13 protein-coding genes are annotated in these 17,198 nt (G+C 66.9%); 5 read left to right on the top strand and 8 right to left on the bottom strand.

What is annotated here, in order from left to right; genetic code table 11:
* The first annotated feature begins 125 nt into the window (after nt 1–125).
* Nucleotides 126–1,046 carry a LysR family transcriptional regulator gene (locus tag LQR33_RS09430; protein ID WP_166441439.1) on the top strand — a complete coding sequence of 307 codons (921 nt, stop codon included), beginning with the start codon at nt 126–128 and terminating at the stop codon, nt 1,044–1,046.
* On the opposite strand, the gene cynR is transcribed toward LQR33_RS09430, so the two are convergent.
* Nucleotides 1,036–1,923 (bottom strand): transcriptional regulator CynR, encoded by an 888-nt coding sequence (cynR, locus tag LQR33_RS09425; RefSeq protein WP_231468679.1) that lies wholly within the window; start codon nt 1,921–1,923, stop codon nt 1,036–1,038. The genes LQR33_RS09430 and cynR overlap by 11 nt on opposite strands.
* 109 nt (nt 1,924–2,032) lie before the next feature.
* Between cynR and LQR33_RS09420 the strand changes: the two genes are divergently transcribed.
* Both LQR33_RS09420 and cynS read left to right on the top strand, forming a co-directional pair.
* Entirely contained in the window at nt 2,033–2,692 is a 660-nt protein-coding gene (locus tag LQR33_RS09420) for a carbonic anhydrase (RefSeq protein WP_166441437.1), read from the top strand.
* A gap of 84 nt (nt 2,693–2,776) precedes the next feature.
* Entirely contained in the window at nt 2,777–3,244 is a 468-nt protein-coding gene (cynS, locus tag LQR33_RS09415; RefSeq protein ID WP_104946800.1) for a cyanase, read from the top strand.
* 65 nt (nt 3,245–3,309) lie between these two features.
* Here the strand turns inward: cynS and LQR33_RS09410 are convergent, their stop codons facing one another.
* The 7 genes from LQR33_RS09410 to LQR33_RS09380 form a co-directional block, all read right to left on the bottom strand.
* Nucleotides 3,310–4,500: an MFS transporter gene (locus LQR33_RS09410; protein ID WP_221667474.1), complete on the bottom strand. Its 1,191-nt coding sequence runs from the start codon at nt 4,498–4,500 to the stop codon at nt 3,310–3,312.
* A gap of 170 nt (nt 4,501–4,670) precedes the next feature.
* On the bottom strand, nt 4,671–7,907 hold the full coding sequence (locus LQR33_RS09405) for a transglycosylase domain-containing protein (RefSeq protein ID WP_166441435.1): 3,237 nt from the start codon (nt 7,905–7,907) through the stop codon (nt 4,671–4,673).
* A gap of 212 nt (nt 7,908–8,119) precedes the next feature.
* Entirely contained in the window at nt 8,120–8,446 is a 327-nt protein-coding gene (locus LQR33_RS09400; RefSeq protein WP_221667475.1) for a hypothetical protein, read from the bottom strand.
* 14 nt (nt 8,447–8,460) lie between these two features.
* Nucleotides 8,461–9,333, bottom strand: a complete 873-nt coding sequence (locus LQR33_RS09395) for a hypothetical protein (protein WP_231468677.1) — start codon at nt 9,331–9,333, stop codon at nt 8,461–8,463.
* 173 nt (nt 9,334–9,506) lie between these two features.
* The gene (locus LQR33_RS09390; RefSeq protein ID WP_231468675.1) at nt 9,507–11,204 is read right to left on the bottom strand and encodes a putative 2-aminoethylphosphonate ABC transporter permease subunit; all 1,698 of its coding nucleotides are present in this window, start codon (nt 11,202–11,204) and stop codon (nt 9,507–9,509) included.
* Nucleotides 11,198–12,298, bottom strand: coding sequence for a putative 2-aminoethylphosphonate ABC transporter ATP-binding protein (locus LQR33_RS09385; RefSeq protein ID WP_231468673.1), 1,101 nt, complete (start codon nt 12,296–12,298; stop codon nt 11,198–11,200). Before LQR33_RS09385 ends, LQR33_RS09390 begins: the two co-directional genes overlap by 7 nt.
* Before the next feature lie 75 nt (nt 12,299–12,373).
* Nucleotides 12,374–13,396: a putative 2-aminoethylphosphonate ABC transporter substrate-binding protein gene (locus LQR33_RS09380; RefSeq protein ID WP_231468671.1), complete on the bottom strand. Its 1,023-nt coding sequence runs from the start codon at nt 13,394–13,396 to the stop codon at nt 12,374–12,376.
* Nucleotides 13,397–13,756: 360 nt separating this feature from the next.
* Between LQR33_RS09380 and LQR33_RS09375 the strand changes: the two genes are divergently transcribed.
* Entirely contained in the window at nt 13,757–15,361 is a 1,605-nt protein-coding gene (locus LQR33_RS09375) for a GGDEF domain-containing protein (RefSeq protein WP_231468669.1), read from the top strand.
* Between the two features lie 77 nt (nt 15,362–15,438).
* Entirely contained in the window at nt 15,439–17,073 is a 1,635-nt protein-coding gene (locus LQR33_RS09370; protein WP_231468667.1) for a methyl-accepting chemotaxis protein, read from the top strand.
* The last annotated feature ends 125 nt before the right edge of the window (nt 17,074–17,198 follow it).

The raw sequence follows: 17,198 nt of genomic DNA, 5'->3' as shown, positions 1-17,198 counted from the left end.
ACCATGCCACGTTAAGTACCTTGTCATTATGAGCGGCGATTGTAAGCAAATGACAAACAATTCTCCAACATCATAGAATGGTTTCTTTGTTGCCTTTAAGGCAACACGACTAATCAGGATGAAACATGGAGTTCAATGATCAGCGCGTCCGCTACTTCTTCGAAGCGGCCCGCCTGGGCGGGGTGCGCGCGGCCGCGGACCACATGGACATCGCCGCTTCCGCGGTCAGCCGGCAGATCCGCCAACTGGAGATGGAGCTGGGCGCCACGCTGTTCGAACGCCACCGCCGCGGCTTCCAGCCGACCGAAGCCGGCCGGCTGCTGCTGGACTATCACAGCAAGCAACTGAGCGAGCAGGAAGCGGTGATGACGGCGCTGCGCGAGTTGAAAGGCATACACCGCGGCCACGTGTCCGTGGTGACAGGCGGCGGCGTGATCAGCGATCTGATCGACGCCATCCATCCGTTTTCCCAGCGCTATCCGCAGATCACGGTGGGCATCGATATCCGCGGCACCAACGACATCGTGCGCACGGTGCTGGAAGACCGGGCGCATATCGGCATCGTGTTCTATACCGCGCCCAACCCTTTGTTGAGGGTGCACCGCAGTTCGGTTCAGCCACTGTACGCGGTGGCCGCCCCCGATCACCCGCTGGCGCGCGCGAAACGCCCCATCGGCCTGGAAGAGCTGGCGCGGCACAAGCTGGCGCTGCCGGACGTGAGCTTCGGCGTGCGGCAAATTCTGCGCGATGCGGAAAGGGCCGAACAATGCCAGCTGGAACCGGCCATCGTCACCAACTCCTACCGGGTGATGATTGAATACGCGCTGACCGGGCAGGCGGCGACGGTGCAGCCGCTCTTCGCAGTCCGGCGCGAGTTGGAAAACGGCCAGTTGCTGGCCATTCCGATCGAGCAGCGCAATCTGCAGCGGGCCGAGGTGCATCTGATCACCCATCAGGGCCGCAGGCAAAGCCCGGCCGCCGCCAGGCTGCTGGAAATGCTGTCCAGCTCCCTGCCCGCCTTCCGCGACGGCTCCGCTACGCCATAGCGTCCGCGCAGCTCCGCGCCAGTTCCGCGAAGGCGCGGGCGGCGGCGCTGCGATAGCCGTCGCGCTTGGTCAACAGCGCGGCCTGCCGCCCCGGCAAGGCCGGCTCCAATGCCAGCACCGCCAACCCAGGCTGGCTGGCGGCGACGGCCGCGGGCAGGATGCCGGCCAATCCGCCGTGGCGGATGATCTCAACCGCGGCGCCCATGCCGTTCACCTCGATCGCAGCCCTGGGCCGGATGCCCTGGCGGAGGCAATAGTCGTCGATATGGCGGCGCGTGATGAAATCCGCGCTCAGCAAAACCAGCGGCGTCGCCTCCAGTTCAGTCGCCGACAAGGCGTCCCTCCTGCCCGCCAGCGGGTGTCCCTCTCCCGCCACCAGCGCCAGGCGCTCGTCCAGCAAGGGCTCGGCCTCCACCTCCAGCGTGCCCGAGGGCGCGAAGCCAATGCCGATATCGAAAGCGTCGTCGGCCAGCCCGGCCTCCATCGCCTCTTGCGACATCTCGCGCACGATCAGCGCGATGCCGGGATGGCGTTGATGGAAGCGCGCCAGCAAGGGCCCCGCCAGCCAGGCGGCGAAGGTAGGGGTCATCGCCAGACGCAGCTGCCCGCGCTGCAATGAAGCCACGTCGTGCAAGGCGCGCCGGCCGGCATCCAGATCCCGCAGCGCGCGGCAGGCGTAAATCCGGTAGGCGTCGCCGGCATCGGTCAGCCGCAGTTGGCGGCTTCCACGGTCGAACAGCTCCGCGCCCAGCGCCTCTTCCAGCTGGCGTATCTGTTGCGACAACGTCGGCTGCGAGACATGCAGCGCCTCGGCCGCGCGGGTAAAGTTGAGATGTTCGGCTACCGCGAGGAAGTAGCGGATGTGTCGTAACAGCATGAGTCCAAACTATTGGTTATTCCTATGAAAATCATAATTTACCAGTCTTAGACCCAATAATAAAAGCGGCGCATCATCCGTTCATCGTTTCACCACACGGAGAACCGCCATGCAGGACATCATCGCCGGCACCCTCAAATTCCAGCGCGAGGCCTACCCGGAACGCGCCGAGCTGTTCCGCCGGCTGGCCGGCTCGCAATCCCCCGCCACGCTGTTCATCGCCTGCTCCGACAGCCGGGTGGTGCCGGAATTGCTGACTCAGCGCGAACCGGGGGAGCTGTTCGTCATCCGCAACGCCGGCAACATCGTGCCCGGCTACGGCCAGGAGCCGGGAGGCGTGTCCGCCTCGGTGGAATACGCGGTCGCCGCGCTGGGCGTGGCCGACATCGTGGTCTGCGGCCATTCCGACTGCGGCGCGATGACGGCCGTCGCCTGCGGCAAGGATCTGACGGGCATGCCCGCCGTCGCCGGCTGGCTGCGCCACGCCGACTGCGCCAAGGCGATCAGCGACGCCGGCGAGCACGCCGGCCACGACGCCAAAGTGAATGCCATGGCCCGCGAGAACGTCATCGCCCAGCTGGCCAATCTGCGCACCCATCCCTCGGTGGCGCTGGCGCTGAGGCAGGGCCGGCTGCGCCTGCACGGCTGGATGTACGACATCGCCAGCGGCGACATCCAGGCCCTGGATCCGGAGCAAGGCCGCTTCGTGCCGCTGCGGGATTGCCCGCAGACGGCGGCCATGCTGGAAGACGCCGTCCGCCAGCCCTGAACCGAAACCATCCCCCGCGCGGCGGCGCGCCCGGCCTTTCATGCCGTCCCCAGCCGCGCTCAACCCCAAGCAAGGAGAATCAATATGCAATCCCAATGCCAACAAGCCCCGCGCCAAGCCCTGACCGACGCCATCATCGCCGCCAAGGCGCGCAAGCGCCTGAGCTTCGAGGAGATAAACCAGGGCACCGGCCTCAGCATCGCCTACACCACCGCCGCGCTGCTGGGCCAGCACGCGCTGCCGGAAGCGGCCGCCCGCCTGGTGGCGGACCGTCTGGAACTGGACGACGACGCCGTCGCCTTGCTGCAGACCATCCCGCTGCGCGGCAGCATTCCGGGCGGCGTGCCGACCGATCCGACCATCTACCGCTTCTATGAAATGGTGCAGATCTACGGCACCACGCTGAAGGCGCTGGTGCATGAGCAATTCGGAGACGGCATCATCAGCGCGATCAACTTCAAGCTGGACATCAAGAAAGTGGAAGACCCGGACGGCGGCCAACGCGCGGTGATCACGCTGGACGGCAAGTACCTGCCGACCAAGCCGTTCTGATTGTCCCCGCGGGCGGACCGTCCGCAGCAGCCGCCGGCATCGCGCCGGCGGCTGAATCGGCGCCGCTAGCCGCGCGCGGGCTCCGGCGCGCGCTCGGCCAGCATCAGCGCCACCATGGCCATGCCCAGCATGGCCGCCACGGCCCCGGTCAGAAATACCGCGCCGTAGCCGAAGCTGTCGGCGAACAAGCCGGCCACCGGCCCCGTCAAGCCATAGGCCAGATCCTGGAAAGCCGCGAAGCCGCCCAGCGCGGACCCGCGCAGATGGGCGGGCACGCGCTTGATCACTTCCACGCCCATGCCCGGAAACACCATCGAGCAGCCGACGCCGGTCAGCAGCGCCCCCAGCAGGGCTGCGGCCGGCGTGGCCGCGCTCCAGATCAGCCACTGGCCGACGGCCTCCACCGCCAGCGAGGCCAGCGCCACCTTCGCGCCGCCGATGCGGTCGGGCAGATGGCCGCACAGCACGCGCACCAGCACGAAGCCGACGCCGAAACCGGTCAGGCCCAGGCTGCCCCAGGCCCAGCCGCGGCTGGAGAAATACAAGGCGAAGAAGGCACCCAAGCCGGCGAAGCCGACCCCTTGCAGAAAGACCGCCGCGCCCGGCTTGCCGATCCGCCCCAGAATGCGCAGGAAGGACTCCCGCTGGCCGGCATGCGGCGCGATGCGCGGAAACCGCCGGATCAGCAGCAACCCGGCCAGCGGTAATAACGCGCAGGCCAGCATCAACGGCTGGAAGCCCGCCTGCTGGAACAGCAGCAGCCCCAGAGGCCCGCCCGCGGCGAAAGCGCCGTACATGCCCATGCCCACCAGCGACATCACCTTGCCGGAGTGGGCCGGCCCCATCAGGCCTATGCTCCAGGCCGCCATGCCGACGATCGCCAGGCTCTCGCCCAGCCCCAGCAGCAAGCGCCCGGACAGCAGCACGCCCAAGGCCAGGGCCGGCTGGTCGGCCAGCCAGGACGAAGCCAGGCAAACCGCGCCGGCCAGCATGTACAGGTACAGCCCGCGCTGCATGCAGGCCTTGCCACCCTGCTGATCGCACAGGCGGCCGGCGTAGCCGCGGGTCAGGATGGTGGAAAAGAAGGTGATGCCCACTGCCAGCCCGCCCAGCGCGTTGCCGTAATGCAGTTGGTCGATCACATAGATGGAGGTGACCGGCAGCGACATCGCCACCGCCAGATAAGACAGGAACAACGCCGCCGTCTTGGCCAGCAGACGGCGGTAAGCTTGAGAAAATGACAGGACTTCGGGCATGAACAGCGGTCTCCGCGCAGATCCCGGCTTGCGCGGCGGTCGCTTCAAAAAGGCAACGCACCGCGCCACGGCCGGGTGGCTAGGGTGCGTTGCTTGACGTAAACGCTTACGGCCGCAGGCTTGCGCCTGACGGCGGATATAGTTCGCCTAACTTATCACTTGCGCCGCCGTCACGCAAGCCCGCGGCCTCCCCGCCTGGCCTCATCCTGGCTCGCCGGCGGACCCGGCTTCATTTCCGGCTGCTGCAGCAGTTGGCACATGCCGCCCATGCTGGGCACCAGGCACAAGGGCGTGCCCGGCGGCAGGCCGGCGTCCGGCGTTCCTTCCGCCACGCTGTCCGCGCCGCGGCTGGTTTCGAGCGGGGTGTAGTCCAGGCGCGGCAGCAAGGTCGGCGCCAGCACTTTCAGCACCTGCACCGGCAAGGCGCTGGTAAACCGGTAATCGGCCGCCTTGGGTCCGGCCACATAGGCGACGATGGTGCCGAAGTAATGGTCGCCGATATAGAACACGAAGGCGCCGGAGCGGCTGACCACCCGCGCCGAGGTCAAGCCGCCGCCGCGCGAGAAGGTCTTGAAGCGGTTGTCGCCGGTGCCGGTCTTGCCGCCTATCAGCGTGTGCTCGCCCTTCTTGCGGTCGAAAGAGCCGGCCACCCGGTGGGCGGTGCCCTTGTCCACCACTTCGGACAGCACCTGGCGCACCAGTTGCGGGATTTCCGGCGGCAGCACCCTCACCCCGCGCGTCGGCGCCTGCGCCAGCGAAGTCTCGTACGGCGTGGCCTCGGCGAAGCGCATCTTGTCGATGTAGACGGTGGGCAGGCGCACGCCGTCATTGGACAGGATGCCCATCAGCTCGGCCAGGGCCGCCGGCCGGTCGGCCGAAGCGCCCAGCGCGGTGGCGTAGGACGGCACCAGGGAGTCGAAGGGATAGCCCATCCGCTTCCACGCCGCGTGTATCTTGCGGAAAGCGTCGGTTTCCTGGATCTGGCGGATGCGGTTGTCCTGGCCGCCCTTGTGCTTGCTGTTGAACAGCCACTGGTACACTTCCTGGCGCTGGGCGGCGCTGGCCTGGACCATCTCGCTCCAGCCCGCGTCGGGATGCGCGTGCAGATAGGCGACCATCCACAGCTCCAGCGGATGGACGCCGGCCAGGTAGCCGCGGTCGGCCAGGTTGAAGCGGTCCGGTCCCAGCTCGTCGTACAGCTTGGCCAGCGTCGCGGGTTCCAGCTTGGCCGGCGGATTGGCGTGCTTGGCGATGAAGGCCGCCATCGCCTGCTGGTCTTCCGTCGGACGGATGCTGCGGAAGATCACCGCCAGCCGCTTGGGACTGCGCCGCGCCTTCTCCACCAGCAACGCGTCGATCTGGTTCACATCCTTGCCGCGGTACTTGTGGTAGAAGCCGGCCATGAAGGTCTTGCCTTCCTTGTCTGCGAAGCGCTGCAGGTATTCGCGCCGGCGCGGGTCTTCCTTGTCGCCCATCAGGGTGTCGTCGTAGCCGGCCGGATACATGTAATAGCGGACGATGTCGCGCATCACCCGGATGTAGACCAGGTTCACCGAGCGCTGGGTCGCCTCGCGCAGGCTCAGAATGCGGCCGTTGTCGTTCTTGTCGAAATTCTCGAAGGTGTGGCGGCCGCCGCCGGTGAAGAAGCTCTCTCCCGGGCTGGCGCTGTACTTGCGCTCCAGGGAAGCCGCCAGCATCGCCGGCAGGCTGCGGTCGTCGCTCTGGCGCAGATAGTCTATCGCCCAGCGCCGCAGCACCGACTCATGCTCGCCCGACTTGATCTTGCCCAGCGCCTCAGGGCTCAGGCCCGCGTATTGCCGGTGCAGATCGGCGATCACTTCCAGATAGGTGACCAGCGTGCGCAGCTTGGAGGTGGAGCCCAGGTCCAGCTTGGTGCCCTCGTTGATGTCGAAGGGCTGGTCGAAATTATCGGCCTGCACCCGCACCTTGTTGCCGAACGGCGTGCGCTCGATCAGCGTGAAGCTGTAGGTCACGCCCTCCGGCGAGCCCTGCTGCAGCAGGAATTTGTCGCCCAGGCCCACCGACTTCGCGTACTCGGGGTCGCGCAGCTTCATCAAGTGGTCGGTGACCGACTGCTGCAGCTGCGAATCCAGCGTGCTGTTGACCTCGAGATCGACATGGTCCAGATCGTACAGCCTGGGCATGCCCAGCATGCCGGCCAGTTTGATCCGCACCGCGTTGGCGCCCTTGCGCTCTACCAGCGACTTGACCGTCGGATTCACTTTTTCCTTCTGCTGCCGCAGCGACACCTTCAGCGCCGCGTCGCATAGCTCCTGCGAAATCACCTTGTCCCGCGCCATCAGCCTCAGATAGGAATTGGTCAGGTCTTCCAGCACCTTCATGTCGCCATTCAGGTAAGCGGACGGTCCGCGCTGGGAAATCATCAGGCTGAACGCCTCCTTGAACACGGTGGCCTGCTCGTCCACCGTCAGCGGAGAGTCGTTGTCCAGCGTGCGGTTCATCTCGTCGAAAGAGCGGCCATACCAGGCCCACATGCCGTCGCCGATGCCGGATATCTCGCCGAAACCGGCGCGCGCCGCCAGCGGCACCGTGTTCAGATACTCCACCACCAGCTGGCGGCGGAAAGCGGTGGTGTCCTCGCCGTTGTGGTAGGCGCGCACCGAGGCCGACAACATCTGGCGCAGCTTTTCCTTGGGCGAGCCGGTGCGGCCGCCGGGGGAATGGCGGAACTTCTCGATCTGGGTGGCCAGGGTGCTGGCGCCCGCCGAGTGGTAGCCGGGACGGAACAGGTGCAGGCTCTCGTCGGCCAGCGCCTTGCCGAAGCGCGACCATTCGATGGCCGGATTCTGCTGCGGATTGCCATCGTCCAGCAGGGTATGGTTTTCGATGTACAGCAGGCCGGCCACCAGCAGATGCGGCAGCGATTCGAAATTGCTGTATATCCGCTGCGGATACTGCGACTGGTAAATGGGCCTGCCGTAGCCGTCCCTGACCAGCAGCCCGGCCTGGTCCTTCTCGCGGAACGGCGGGAACAAACCCAGCGGCAGCAGCGGTCCGGTGACGCCGCGGTCGGTCAGCTTGATCAAATCGGGCGACTGCCTGGCCTGGGCGTCTATCGCGTAGCCGCGCTGCCCCAGCCGCTGCAGGAAGCGCGGCAGCTCGACATAGCCCATGCGCTGGTCGTAGGGACCGCCGGGAGAGGGAAAGCGCATTTCCTTGCTCGGCCCCTGCTCCACCGCGAAAGTGGCATGGCGGCCGGCGCGGCTGAAGAACATCGACTGAAAGTGGGATGTGTGGATTTCGTTCAGCAGCAGCGAGGCGCCCAGACCGAACAATGCGATGCCGAGGCCGGCCAACGCCCACCAAACGGAAGAAGACGGTTTGCCCTTGCCCAATCCGAGTTTGGCTTCCGAAGTGTCTATCATGATCAGTCGGCCCTCAGGGCCGCCCCCTTAGCAGGAACTGGAGAATGTCGCCGCCGCTCCGCCCCCCGGGCGGCATCCTCTCGGATATCGCTCGCCTGACAGGCTTTATCTCACTATCGGACAGCCTTACGGCTTTACAAGCCCGGGACAACTCTACTCACAATTCCCCTGCGCCGACGCTCACCTTCTGCGTCCCGCGCGCCCCCTTCGGCTCAGGCCAGCACGCCCGCCGCCAGCGCGGACGCCTGGCCGGCGAACTTCACCACTTTCGCCACAGCCTCGATCGAACGCTCGGTCTGATCCAGCGCCGCAGTCGCCGCATCGGCCTCCTGCGTCGCTGCGGTCAACGCGTTGACCGCGGCGGCGTACTGGGCGGTGGCATGGTCCAGATCCTTGGCGATGGCCGCCAAAGCCTGACCGGTAAGAGTCTCCTGCAGATCGGAGCATTGACGGCTGACGGCGCCCGAAGTGTCCACCATCAGGTTGTTCAGACGCGACGCCAAGCCGGTCAGCAGCTCCGCCAGATCATGACTATCCATGGTTTGCCTCCTCGTCAACTATTCGGCAGGTCGCGGTACAGCGCCCGCAGGCGGCGCGCCTCCGCGATGAAATCATGCAGGCGGTCAAGCGGCTTGCCGGGCTGATCCAGGCTCGCCCGCAATTGGCGATGCAATTCAGGGAAGTCCCGCACCGCCTTGTCGGTGGAGGCCAGCGCCTGCTCCAGCCTGTCATAGCCGGCCAGTTGCGCGGCTACCTGCTGGTCGAAACGGTAACGATCCCAGCTGTGGTAGGGCGGGCGCACGCCATCGCGGTTGACCAGCCCCAGATAACGCAAACGGATATTGAGCACATAGAGCTTCAAATCCTCGTCCACCCGCTCCATCATCTGCGCCAGCGCGTCCAGGCCGGGCTGGGCGCGGTCCATCACGCCGCGCAGCCCCTCCCGGCGTTGGGCCGCGAGCATGGCCTGGCCCAGCGCGTCCACCGCGACGGCGACGCCATTCGCCGCCTGAGTGTCCAGCGTCCCGGCCGGCAGGCCGCGCAGGCTGGCCGCCAGATCCTGCGACGCGCGGTCTATGTCCTCCATCTTGCCGCCGCCCGCCAGCTTGGCCAGCGCTTCCGAGTAGCAGCTGAGCGCGTCCAGCGTAGCCGTCACCCGGGACAGCGGCGCGCTCAGGTCGTAGCTTTCGCCCTGCGCGTTCACCAGCGGGAAGCCCTGCGCGCCGACCTTGCGGTCCGGATAGCCAAGCACCGCGCTGTCGCGCGCGTCGCTCTGCAATTGATCGAAGCTCGCCTGGGCGCCGCGGTTCACCTGGACGGCGGCGTCTCTCAAGGCGATGAATTTTCCGCTGTCCACGCTGCCGGCGCAGCCGGCGAGTAGCGCCAGAAGCAGCGCGGCGGGCAACAGGAATGAAGGAGTGGACATGGCGCGACCCCGCGATTGACGATGACGACCGGACCGCCTGGCGGGGCCGGCGATGACATGCCTTTCAGATATAGTCCGTCATCAAATCAAGGCAAAGCGATTGCAGGCCGCTTAAGTAATACGCCGTACTCCCCTCTTGCCAATGAACGCCGGCACCATGCCGGCGTGAACGGTCAGCGCGGACGCCACGGCTGGCCGCGCCCCACCAGCCGGCGCGACAACAGCGACGCCGCCAGCGAGGCCAGCGCCGAGCTGAGCACGATCAGCGTCGCCATCGCGGCGGCGGCGGCGGTGTCGCCGGCGTCGTCCATGGTCACGATGGCCACCGCCGCCAGGCTGCGCTCCGGCCCGGCGATGAACACCAGCGCCGACAGCGTGGTCATCGCCGACACGAACAGGAAGCGCGACACGTCCAGCAGCGCCGGCAGGCAAACCGGCAGCGTCACCCGGCGCAGCGTGATCCAGAACGGCACTTTCAGCGCGGCGGCCACCGCTTCGAATTCGCCGTCCATCTGCTTCAGCGCGGTGGCGATGGTCAGATGGGCGGTGGTGTAGAAGTGGGCGACCGTGCAGGCCGTCATCAGCGCCAGGCCGCCATACAAGCCGTTGAGCGGATTGTCGGGGTGGTTGAAGAAGAACACGTAGCCCAGGCCCAGCACCAGGCCAGGCACCGCCATCGGCAGCATCGCGAAGAATCGCAGCATGCCCCTCGCCAACGGCGCGGCCGGCAGCTTCTCGCAACAGTATGCGCCCAGGAAAACCAGCGTCGCGCCGATCAGCGCGGTGGCCGCGGCCATTTCCAGGCTGTTGAAATACGCGCCCCAGCCGCCGCCGTCCACTTGGTCGAAACGGTAGTGGGCCAGCGTCAGGCTCAGATCGTACGGCCAATACTTGATGAAGGAAGCCGCCACGCCGACGCCCATCAGCGCCAGCAACGGCATGGCCATGATCGCCAGCATGGTAAGCGCGGCCGCGTCCCGCGCCGGGGCCCGGGATGGCGCAAACGGCGTCGACAGCGCGGACAAGGCCGCGCGCTGGCGGTGCGACATCGCCCGCTCGATGAAGCAGGACAGCACGGCCGGCAGCAGCAGCATCAGACCCACCACCGCGCCGCGCGGAAAGTTCTGCTGCCCCACTACCTGCTTGAACGCCTCCACCGCCAACACATTGCAGTCGCCGCCCACCACCTTGGGCACGCCGAAATCGGTGAGCACCAGCGTGAACACCAGCAGCGCCGACGAGGCCAGGCCGTAGCGCGCGCCCGGCAGCGTGATGGTGGCGAAGCGCCGCCACGCGCCGGCGCCCATCGCCCGCGCCGCCTCGTACAGTCTGGCGTCGGCGACGGACAAGGACGTGGCAAGCAGCATGAGGGCATAGGGAAAGGCATAGAACGCCTCGCCGGCGACCATGCCCCAGAAGCCGTAAACCGATCCGCCGCCCAGCCAGCCTTTCAACAGGCCCTGGTTGCCAAACAGGTAAACCAGCGAGATGGCCGGCAGCAGCGACGGCGCCAATAACGGCAGCAACGCGATCTGGCGGAACATCCCCTTGCCCGGCGCCCGGCTGCGGCACAGCGCCCAGGCGAAAGCGAAAGCCGACGGCACCACCAGCGCCGACACCGTCAAGGCCAGCAGCAAGCTGTTGCCGGCCGCGCGCATCAGGCCGGGCGAAGCCAGCACCTCGGCGAAATTGCCGAGTCCGGCGAAATCGCCGTCCATGGTCAGCACCGATTTGCCGAGGATGAACAGCAGCGGCAGCCCCAGCGCCAGCGCCAGACATCCCAGCAGCGCCCAGGCCAGCGCGGCGCCGGCCAGGCGCTCGCCATCCACCCGCAGCGCGGCGGGAAGCCATCGTCGCGCCAGGCTCAGCATGCCGCTTCCCCCGGATAGGCGCGCAATTGCGCGGCGGGCAGCTCCACCGGCACGATCTCGCCCGGCACCAGCGGCTGGCGGTTCAGCATCGACGGGCATATTTCGGCGCGCAGGATCAGGCCGGGCATGCCTTCCGGACGCAAACGCAGCCGCGTCATTGCGCCGCCGAAGGACACATCCTCCACCCGCGCCAGCAGGGTATTGGCCGCCGGCGCCCAGCGCGGCTTGACGATGACGTCCTCAGGCCGGATGAACAGCGTCAACGCCTCGGCATCGGGCAGATCCCGCGCCAGGCTCAGCACGCAGCCACCGACCGCGGCCTCCCGGCCGCCTCGGCGCTCGGCCGGCAGCCAGTTGGCTTCGCCGACGAATTCGGCGACGAAGCGGCTGGCCGGGCTGCGGTAGATCTCGGCCGGCGTGCCCGTCTGCTCGATCCTCCCGGCATTCATCACCACCACCCGGTCGGCGATGGACAGGGCTTCTTCCTGATCGTGGGTGACCATCAGCGTGGTGACGCCCAGCCGCCGTTGCAGGCCCTTCAGCTCCTCGCGCAGCTTGTCGCGCACCCGCGCGTCCAGCGCCGACAACGGCTCGTCCAGCAGCAGCAGGCCGGGCGAGGTGGCCAGCGCGCGCGCCAGCGCCACCCGCTGCTGTTGGCCGCCGGACAGCTGGGACGGGTATTTGCCTTCCGAGCCCGGCAGGCCGACGATGTCCAGCAGCTCGCGCACGCGGCGGGCATGGCCGGCCTTGTCGCGGCGCGGCGTCAGGCCGTAGGCGATGTTGTCGGCCACGGTCAGATTGGGAAACAGCGCGTAGCTCTGGAACACGATGCCGTAGTCGCGCTTGGCCGGCGCCGCGCGGGTGATATCGCGGCCGGACAGGCGGATCGCGCCGGCATCCGGCTGGTCTAGCCCGGCGATCAGCCGCAGCAGCGTGGTCTTGCCGCAGCCGGATGGACCAAGCAGGCAGACGAACTCGCCCTTGCGGATGGAAAGCGAGGCTTGGTCCAAAGCGGTGAAGGCGCCGAAACGGCGGCTGAGCGCATGGACGGATAAATGCTCGGACAAGCCGGACAGGCTATCGACCGGTTTCATCGGGTGCTCCAGTAAGCTGGGATGATGCGCGGGGACAAGCCGCCCCCGGCGTGGGGGCGGCTGCCGGGCGGCCCCTTATTCTTTCGGCGCGGCCTTGCTTTCATAGCGGCGCGACCATTCCTTCAGGATGGCGTCGCGGTTCTTGGCGGCCCAGCCGAAGTTGTTCTTGGACAGCCGCTGCGAGTAGTCGACCGGGATATAGGGGTTCTGTTTGGCCACGCCCGGCATCGCCAGCACCGCGTAGTTCTGCTCGTACAGCTTCATCGCCGGCAGGCTCACCGAGAAGTCGGCCAGCTTCCTGGCGGCTTCCAGGTTCTTGGTGCCCTTGATGATGGCGGTGGCCTCCAGATCCCAGCCCAAGCCTTCCTTCGGATAGATCAGGTCGATCGGCGCGCCCTTCTCCTTCAACTGCGCGCCGCGATATTCAAACGAGATGCCGATCGGGTACTCGCCGGCGGCGGCCATCTTGCACGGTTTGGAGCCGGAATGGACGTACTGCGCCATATTGGCGTGCAGCTTGTCCATGTAGTCCCAGCCCTTCTTCTCGCCCAGGGTCTGCAGCCAGGCGGATACATCCAGATAGCCGGTGCCGGACGAAGCCGGATGCGGCATCACGATCTGGCCCTTGTAGACCGGCTTGGTCAAATCGGTCCAGCTTTCCGGCTTGGGCAGATTCTTTTTCGCCGCTTCCACGGTGTTGAAACAGATGGCGGCGGCCCATACGTCCATGCCGGTCCATTTCGGCGGCCTGGCCTTGTCGACGAACTGCGGGCTTAGTTTCTCCACGCCTTTGGGCGCGTAGCCCTGCAGCATGCCCTGCTGGTCCAGGATCATCAGGCTGGTGGCGGCCAGGCCCCACACGGCGTCGGCCTGGGGATGGTTTTTCTCCGACAGCAGCCGGGCGGTGATCACGCCGGTGGATTCGCGCACCCAGCGGATGTCGATGTCTGGATTGGCCTTCTCGAACGCGTCCTTGTAATCCTTCACCTGGTCCGCTTCCAGCGCGGTGTAGACGGTCAGCGTGGTCTTGGCCTGCGCCAGCGGGGACAGCAGCCCGGATACGGCCAGGGCGGCCGCGACAGCCATCTGCTTTTTCATCGACGATGCTCCTTGGGTTAGACGTATAGACAAATCTACTTACACATCGGACTGATTGAAACAAAACAGCGCAACGATAAGCGCCAGCGATGACAGGCTGGTGAACCCGGCATGAAGCTTGTCTTGCCGCGCTAGACCTATGCGGGCGGAAAGCCCCGCGGCTCTTATCTATAGTGAGGACTGGACACAGGCGACGACAGATGAATAAGACCCCGCAAAGCCATACGGCGCAGCAGATTTGCCGCTCTCAGAAAATGGCGCTTCGCTCCGCATCCTCGAGAAGGAGCGATGGTTGACCTTGCGCGAGAAAAGCGGCGGCCTGAGCCCGGGCGGAACGCGAGCGAACGGAGCGGAGCAGACATGAGGTCCAAACGCCTGTCGGACAGCATCATCATCCGCCTGTTGGCGCTGTCCCTGGCCATCATGATCTTCGGCGTGCTATCGCGTTACTACGCGCTGGGCTCCTTTCTGCGGCAGGATCTGGGCCAGGTCGTGTCCGAGCAGCAGCTGGCGCTGGCCGGCTACGTCGCCCACGACATCGACGACAAGATCAGGCAGCGCAAGGCTTTGCTGTCCCGCCTGGCCACCGCGCTGCCGCCTGAGCTGCTGGACCAACCTGACGCCCTGCGCGCCTGGCTGAAGGAGCGTTACCAGTACCAGCCGCTATTCTCCATCGGCTTGTTCGTGGTGAGGCCGGACGGCCGCGTGATCGCCGACTATCCGGAGGTGCCGCACCGGATGCAGGTCAACTACGGCGACCGCGACTATATCCGGCAATCCCTGCAAGGCCGGTTCTACATCGGCAAGGCGACAACCGGCCGCAGTTCGGGCGTGCCGGTTTTGCCGATGTCGGCGCCGGTGCAGGTCAGCGGCGAAGTGCCGGCGGTGCTGGTCGGCGTCACCGCCATCGCCGCGCCGGGTTTCCTTGATTTGCTGCAGCAATCCCGAATCGGCGACCATCGCGACAGCTTCCTGCTGATTTCCCCGCGCGACCATCAGATCATCACCGCCTCGCAAAGCGAGCTGACGCTGCAGCCGACGCCTGAGCCCGGGCGCGACCCGCTGCACGATCAGGCGATGGCCGGCTATCGCGGCGCGGCGGTGGCGGCCACACTGCAGGGAGAGGAGGAGGTCCGCGCCATCGTGCAGGTGCCCAGCACCGGCTGGCTGGTGGTGGCCAAGCTGCCCGGCCGGGACGCCTTCGCCACCGTGGCCCGTGTACAGAGCTTCACGCTGCGCCAGGCGTTGATCGCCTTCGTCGTGTTCTCGCTGCTGGCCTGCGGCGGCATGTACATCGTGCTGCGCCCGCTGTTCCGCGCCGCCCGCCACGCCGACCGCATGACGCGGGGCGAATTGCCGCTGGAGCCCTTGCCGATACACCGCAAAGACGAAGTCGGCTATCTGATCGCCTCCTTCAACCGCCTGCTGCGCAAGCTGGAAGACAAGCAGACGGAACTGGCCCAGATGGCCCACCACGACTCGCTGACCGGCCTGCCCAACCGTTTGCTGCTGTCCGACCGGCTGCACGTGGCGCTGGCCCAGGCCCAGCGCCGGGAAACCCGGCTGGCGCTGCTGTTCATGGACCTGGACAGTTTCAAGATGATCAACGACACCCTGGGCCACAAAGCAGGCGACAAGGTGCTGTGGCAGGCCGCGCAGCGCCTGTCCGGCACCGTGCGCCAGAGCGACACCCTGGCCCGGATAGGCGGGGATGAATTCGTGCTGCTGCTGAGCGATCTGGACGACAAGGCCGAAGACATCGCCCGCACCGTGGCCGGCAAATGCCTGGAAGCCTTCGACACGCCCTTCTTGGTCTCCGGCACCTCCTGCCAGTTGGGCATCTCCATCGGCATCGCCATCGGCGACGGCTACAGCAATCCGGACAGCCTGCTGCAGGCGGCAGACCAGGCGATGTACCGCGTCAAGAAGACCGGCAGCAGCGGCTGCCAAACCATACGCCTGTAGCCCGCAACGACCGATCGTCATATTTCCGACGTAGTCCCGACCAACCATTTCAGTTTCCCAATCCGCGAGAAATTCCGATGAGGCTACTGCAAACAATCAAGGTAGGTCCCCGACTCGCCGTCTCCTTCATGGTGCTGCTGGCTTTTTTGCTAGCGATTGCCGCCAGCGTATGGGGTGGGCTGGCCCGAATCGAACAGGCCACCCGCGTCATCGTCAGCGAGGATGCCAGCAAACAGCAGGCGGCGGCGGACCTGGACCGCTACTCGCAAAGCGCCGCCTTGCTGCTATTGCAGATTGTGTCCACCCCGGAGCAAGCGCAGCGCGTGCCGCTGTACGCGGCGATGGACGACGCCAACCGCAAGAGCAACGATGTGCTGCAAAGGCTGAAAGCGCTGCCATGGAGCGCGGAACAAACCGGCGCGCTGCAAAAGCTGGCCGATCTGCGCGCTGCCTACGTCAAGGCCTTCGGCAATACCGTGGATTTGGTCGAAGCCAACGACCCGGCGGCCCTGGCCAAGCAATACGGCAGCCAGACACGGCCTGCGCTGCAGGCGCTGCTCAGCGCCACCGCTGATCTGGCGGCAGTCCAACAAAGCCACATGAACGCGGAAATGGCCGATGTGCTGTCGCTGATGGGCGCCACCCGCGGCTTGCTGCTGGGGTGCTGCGTCGCGGCCGCGCTGGCTGGATTGCTGCTCGCCTGGGGCGTCACCCGCAGCATCACCGCGCCGCTGGAGCACAGCGTGGCGGTGCTGGGCGCGATGGCGCGCGGCGATCTGCGCAGCCGGGTCCATGCCACCGGCAAGGATGAGACGGCGCAGATGCTGCGGCGGATGGAAACCATGCAGAATGAACTGGCCGCCCTGGTGCGCGAACTGCGCGCCAGCGCCGACGTGGTGGCCGACACCGCCACCTCTACGCGCGGCAGCGCGGCGGAAGTGGCGGGCGGCGTGGAGCGGCAGCAGGCGGAAATCCACCAGATCAACGGCGTGGTGGGCGCCTTCTCCGCCAAGCTGGACCGCGCCGCCGCCACCGCCGGCCAGGCGCAGCAGCAAGCCCGCAACGCGGCGCTGCTGGCCGACCGCGGCCAAAGCCTGATCGAAACCGCCTCGCGCGAGATCGGACTGATCGCCGGCCAGATCCGCGGCAGCGCCGAATCGGTGGACGCGCTGCGCCAGCGCGCCAACTCCATGCACGACATGATCGAAGCCGTCACCGACATCGCCGAGCAGACCAATATGCTGGCGCTGAACGCGGCGATAGAAGCCGCCCGCGCCGGCGAAATGGGCCGCGGCTTCGCCGTGGTGGCGGACGAGGTGCGCAACCTGGCCGCCCGCACCGCCCAGGCCACCCGCGAGATCAACGGCGTGATCAGCGCGATGGACTCGCAGACATCGGACGCGATGAGCCGCATCGAACAGGGCCAGCGCGAAATGGCGCGCGGCGTCGCCCTGATAGGCGAGATAGTGGAGCCGCTGACCGAATTGAAGCGCGGCGCCACCGCCACCGTGGGCGAGCTGGACCGGCTGACGTCGGACATCGCGGAACAAGTGCGAGAGAGCCAAGCCATCGCCGGCAGCGTGTCGGAAATCGCCCGCTCAGCCGACGAAAGCCTCAAGGCCAGCCAGGACGCCCGGCACAGCAGCGGCCGGCTGCAGGAAGTGAGCGCCGCGCTGCAGGCGCAAATGCGGCGCTTCGCGGTGGACGGCTGATCAACGGCCAGCCAGCAGCGCCAGCAGCCTCTCCCCGGCCTCCGCCAGCTCGCCGTCGTTCCACAGCACCTCGCTGCCCGGCGGCGGCGCGAAGCCGCCGGCCTCGCGCAGGCGGCGGCCGATAT

It is taken from the genome of Chromobacterium piscinae (assembly GCF_021129175.1).
Classification (GTDB): domain Bacteria; phylum Pseudomonadota; class Gammaproteobacteria; order Burkholderiales; family Chromobacteriaceae; genus Chromobacterium; species Chromobacterium piscinae.
This window is presented reverse-complemented; position numbering and strand designations above follow the sequence as displayed.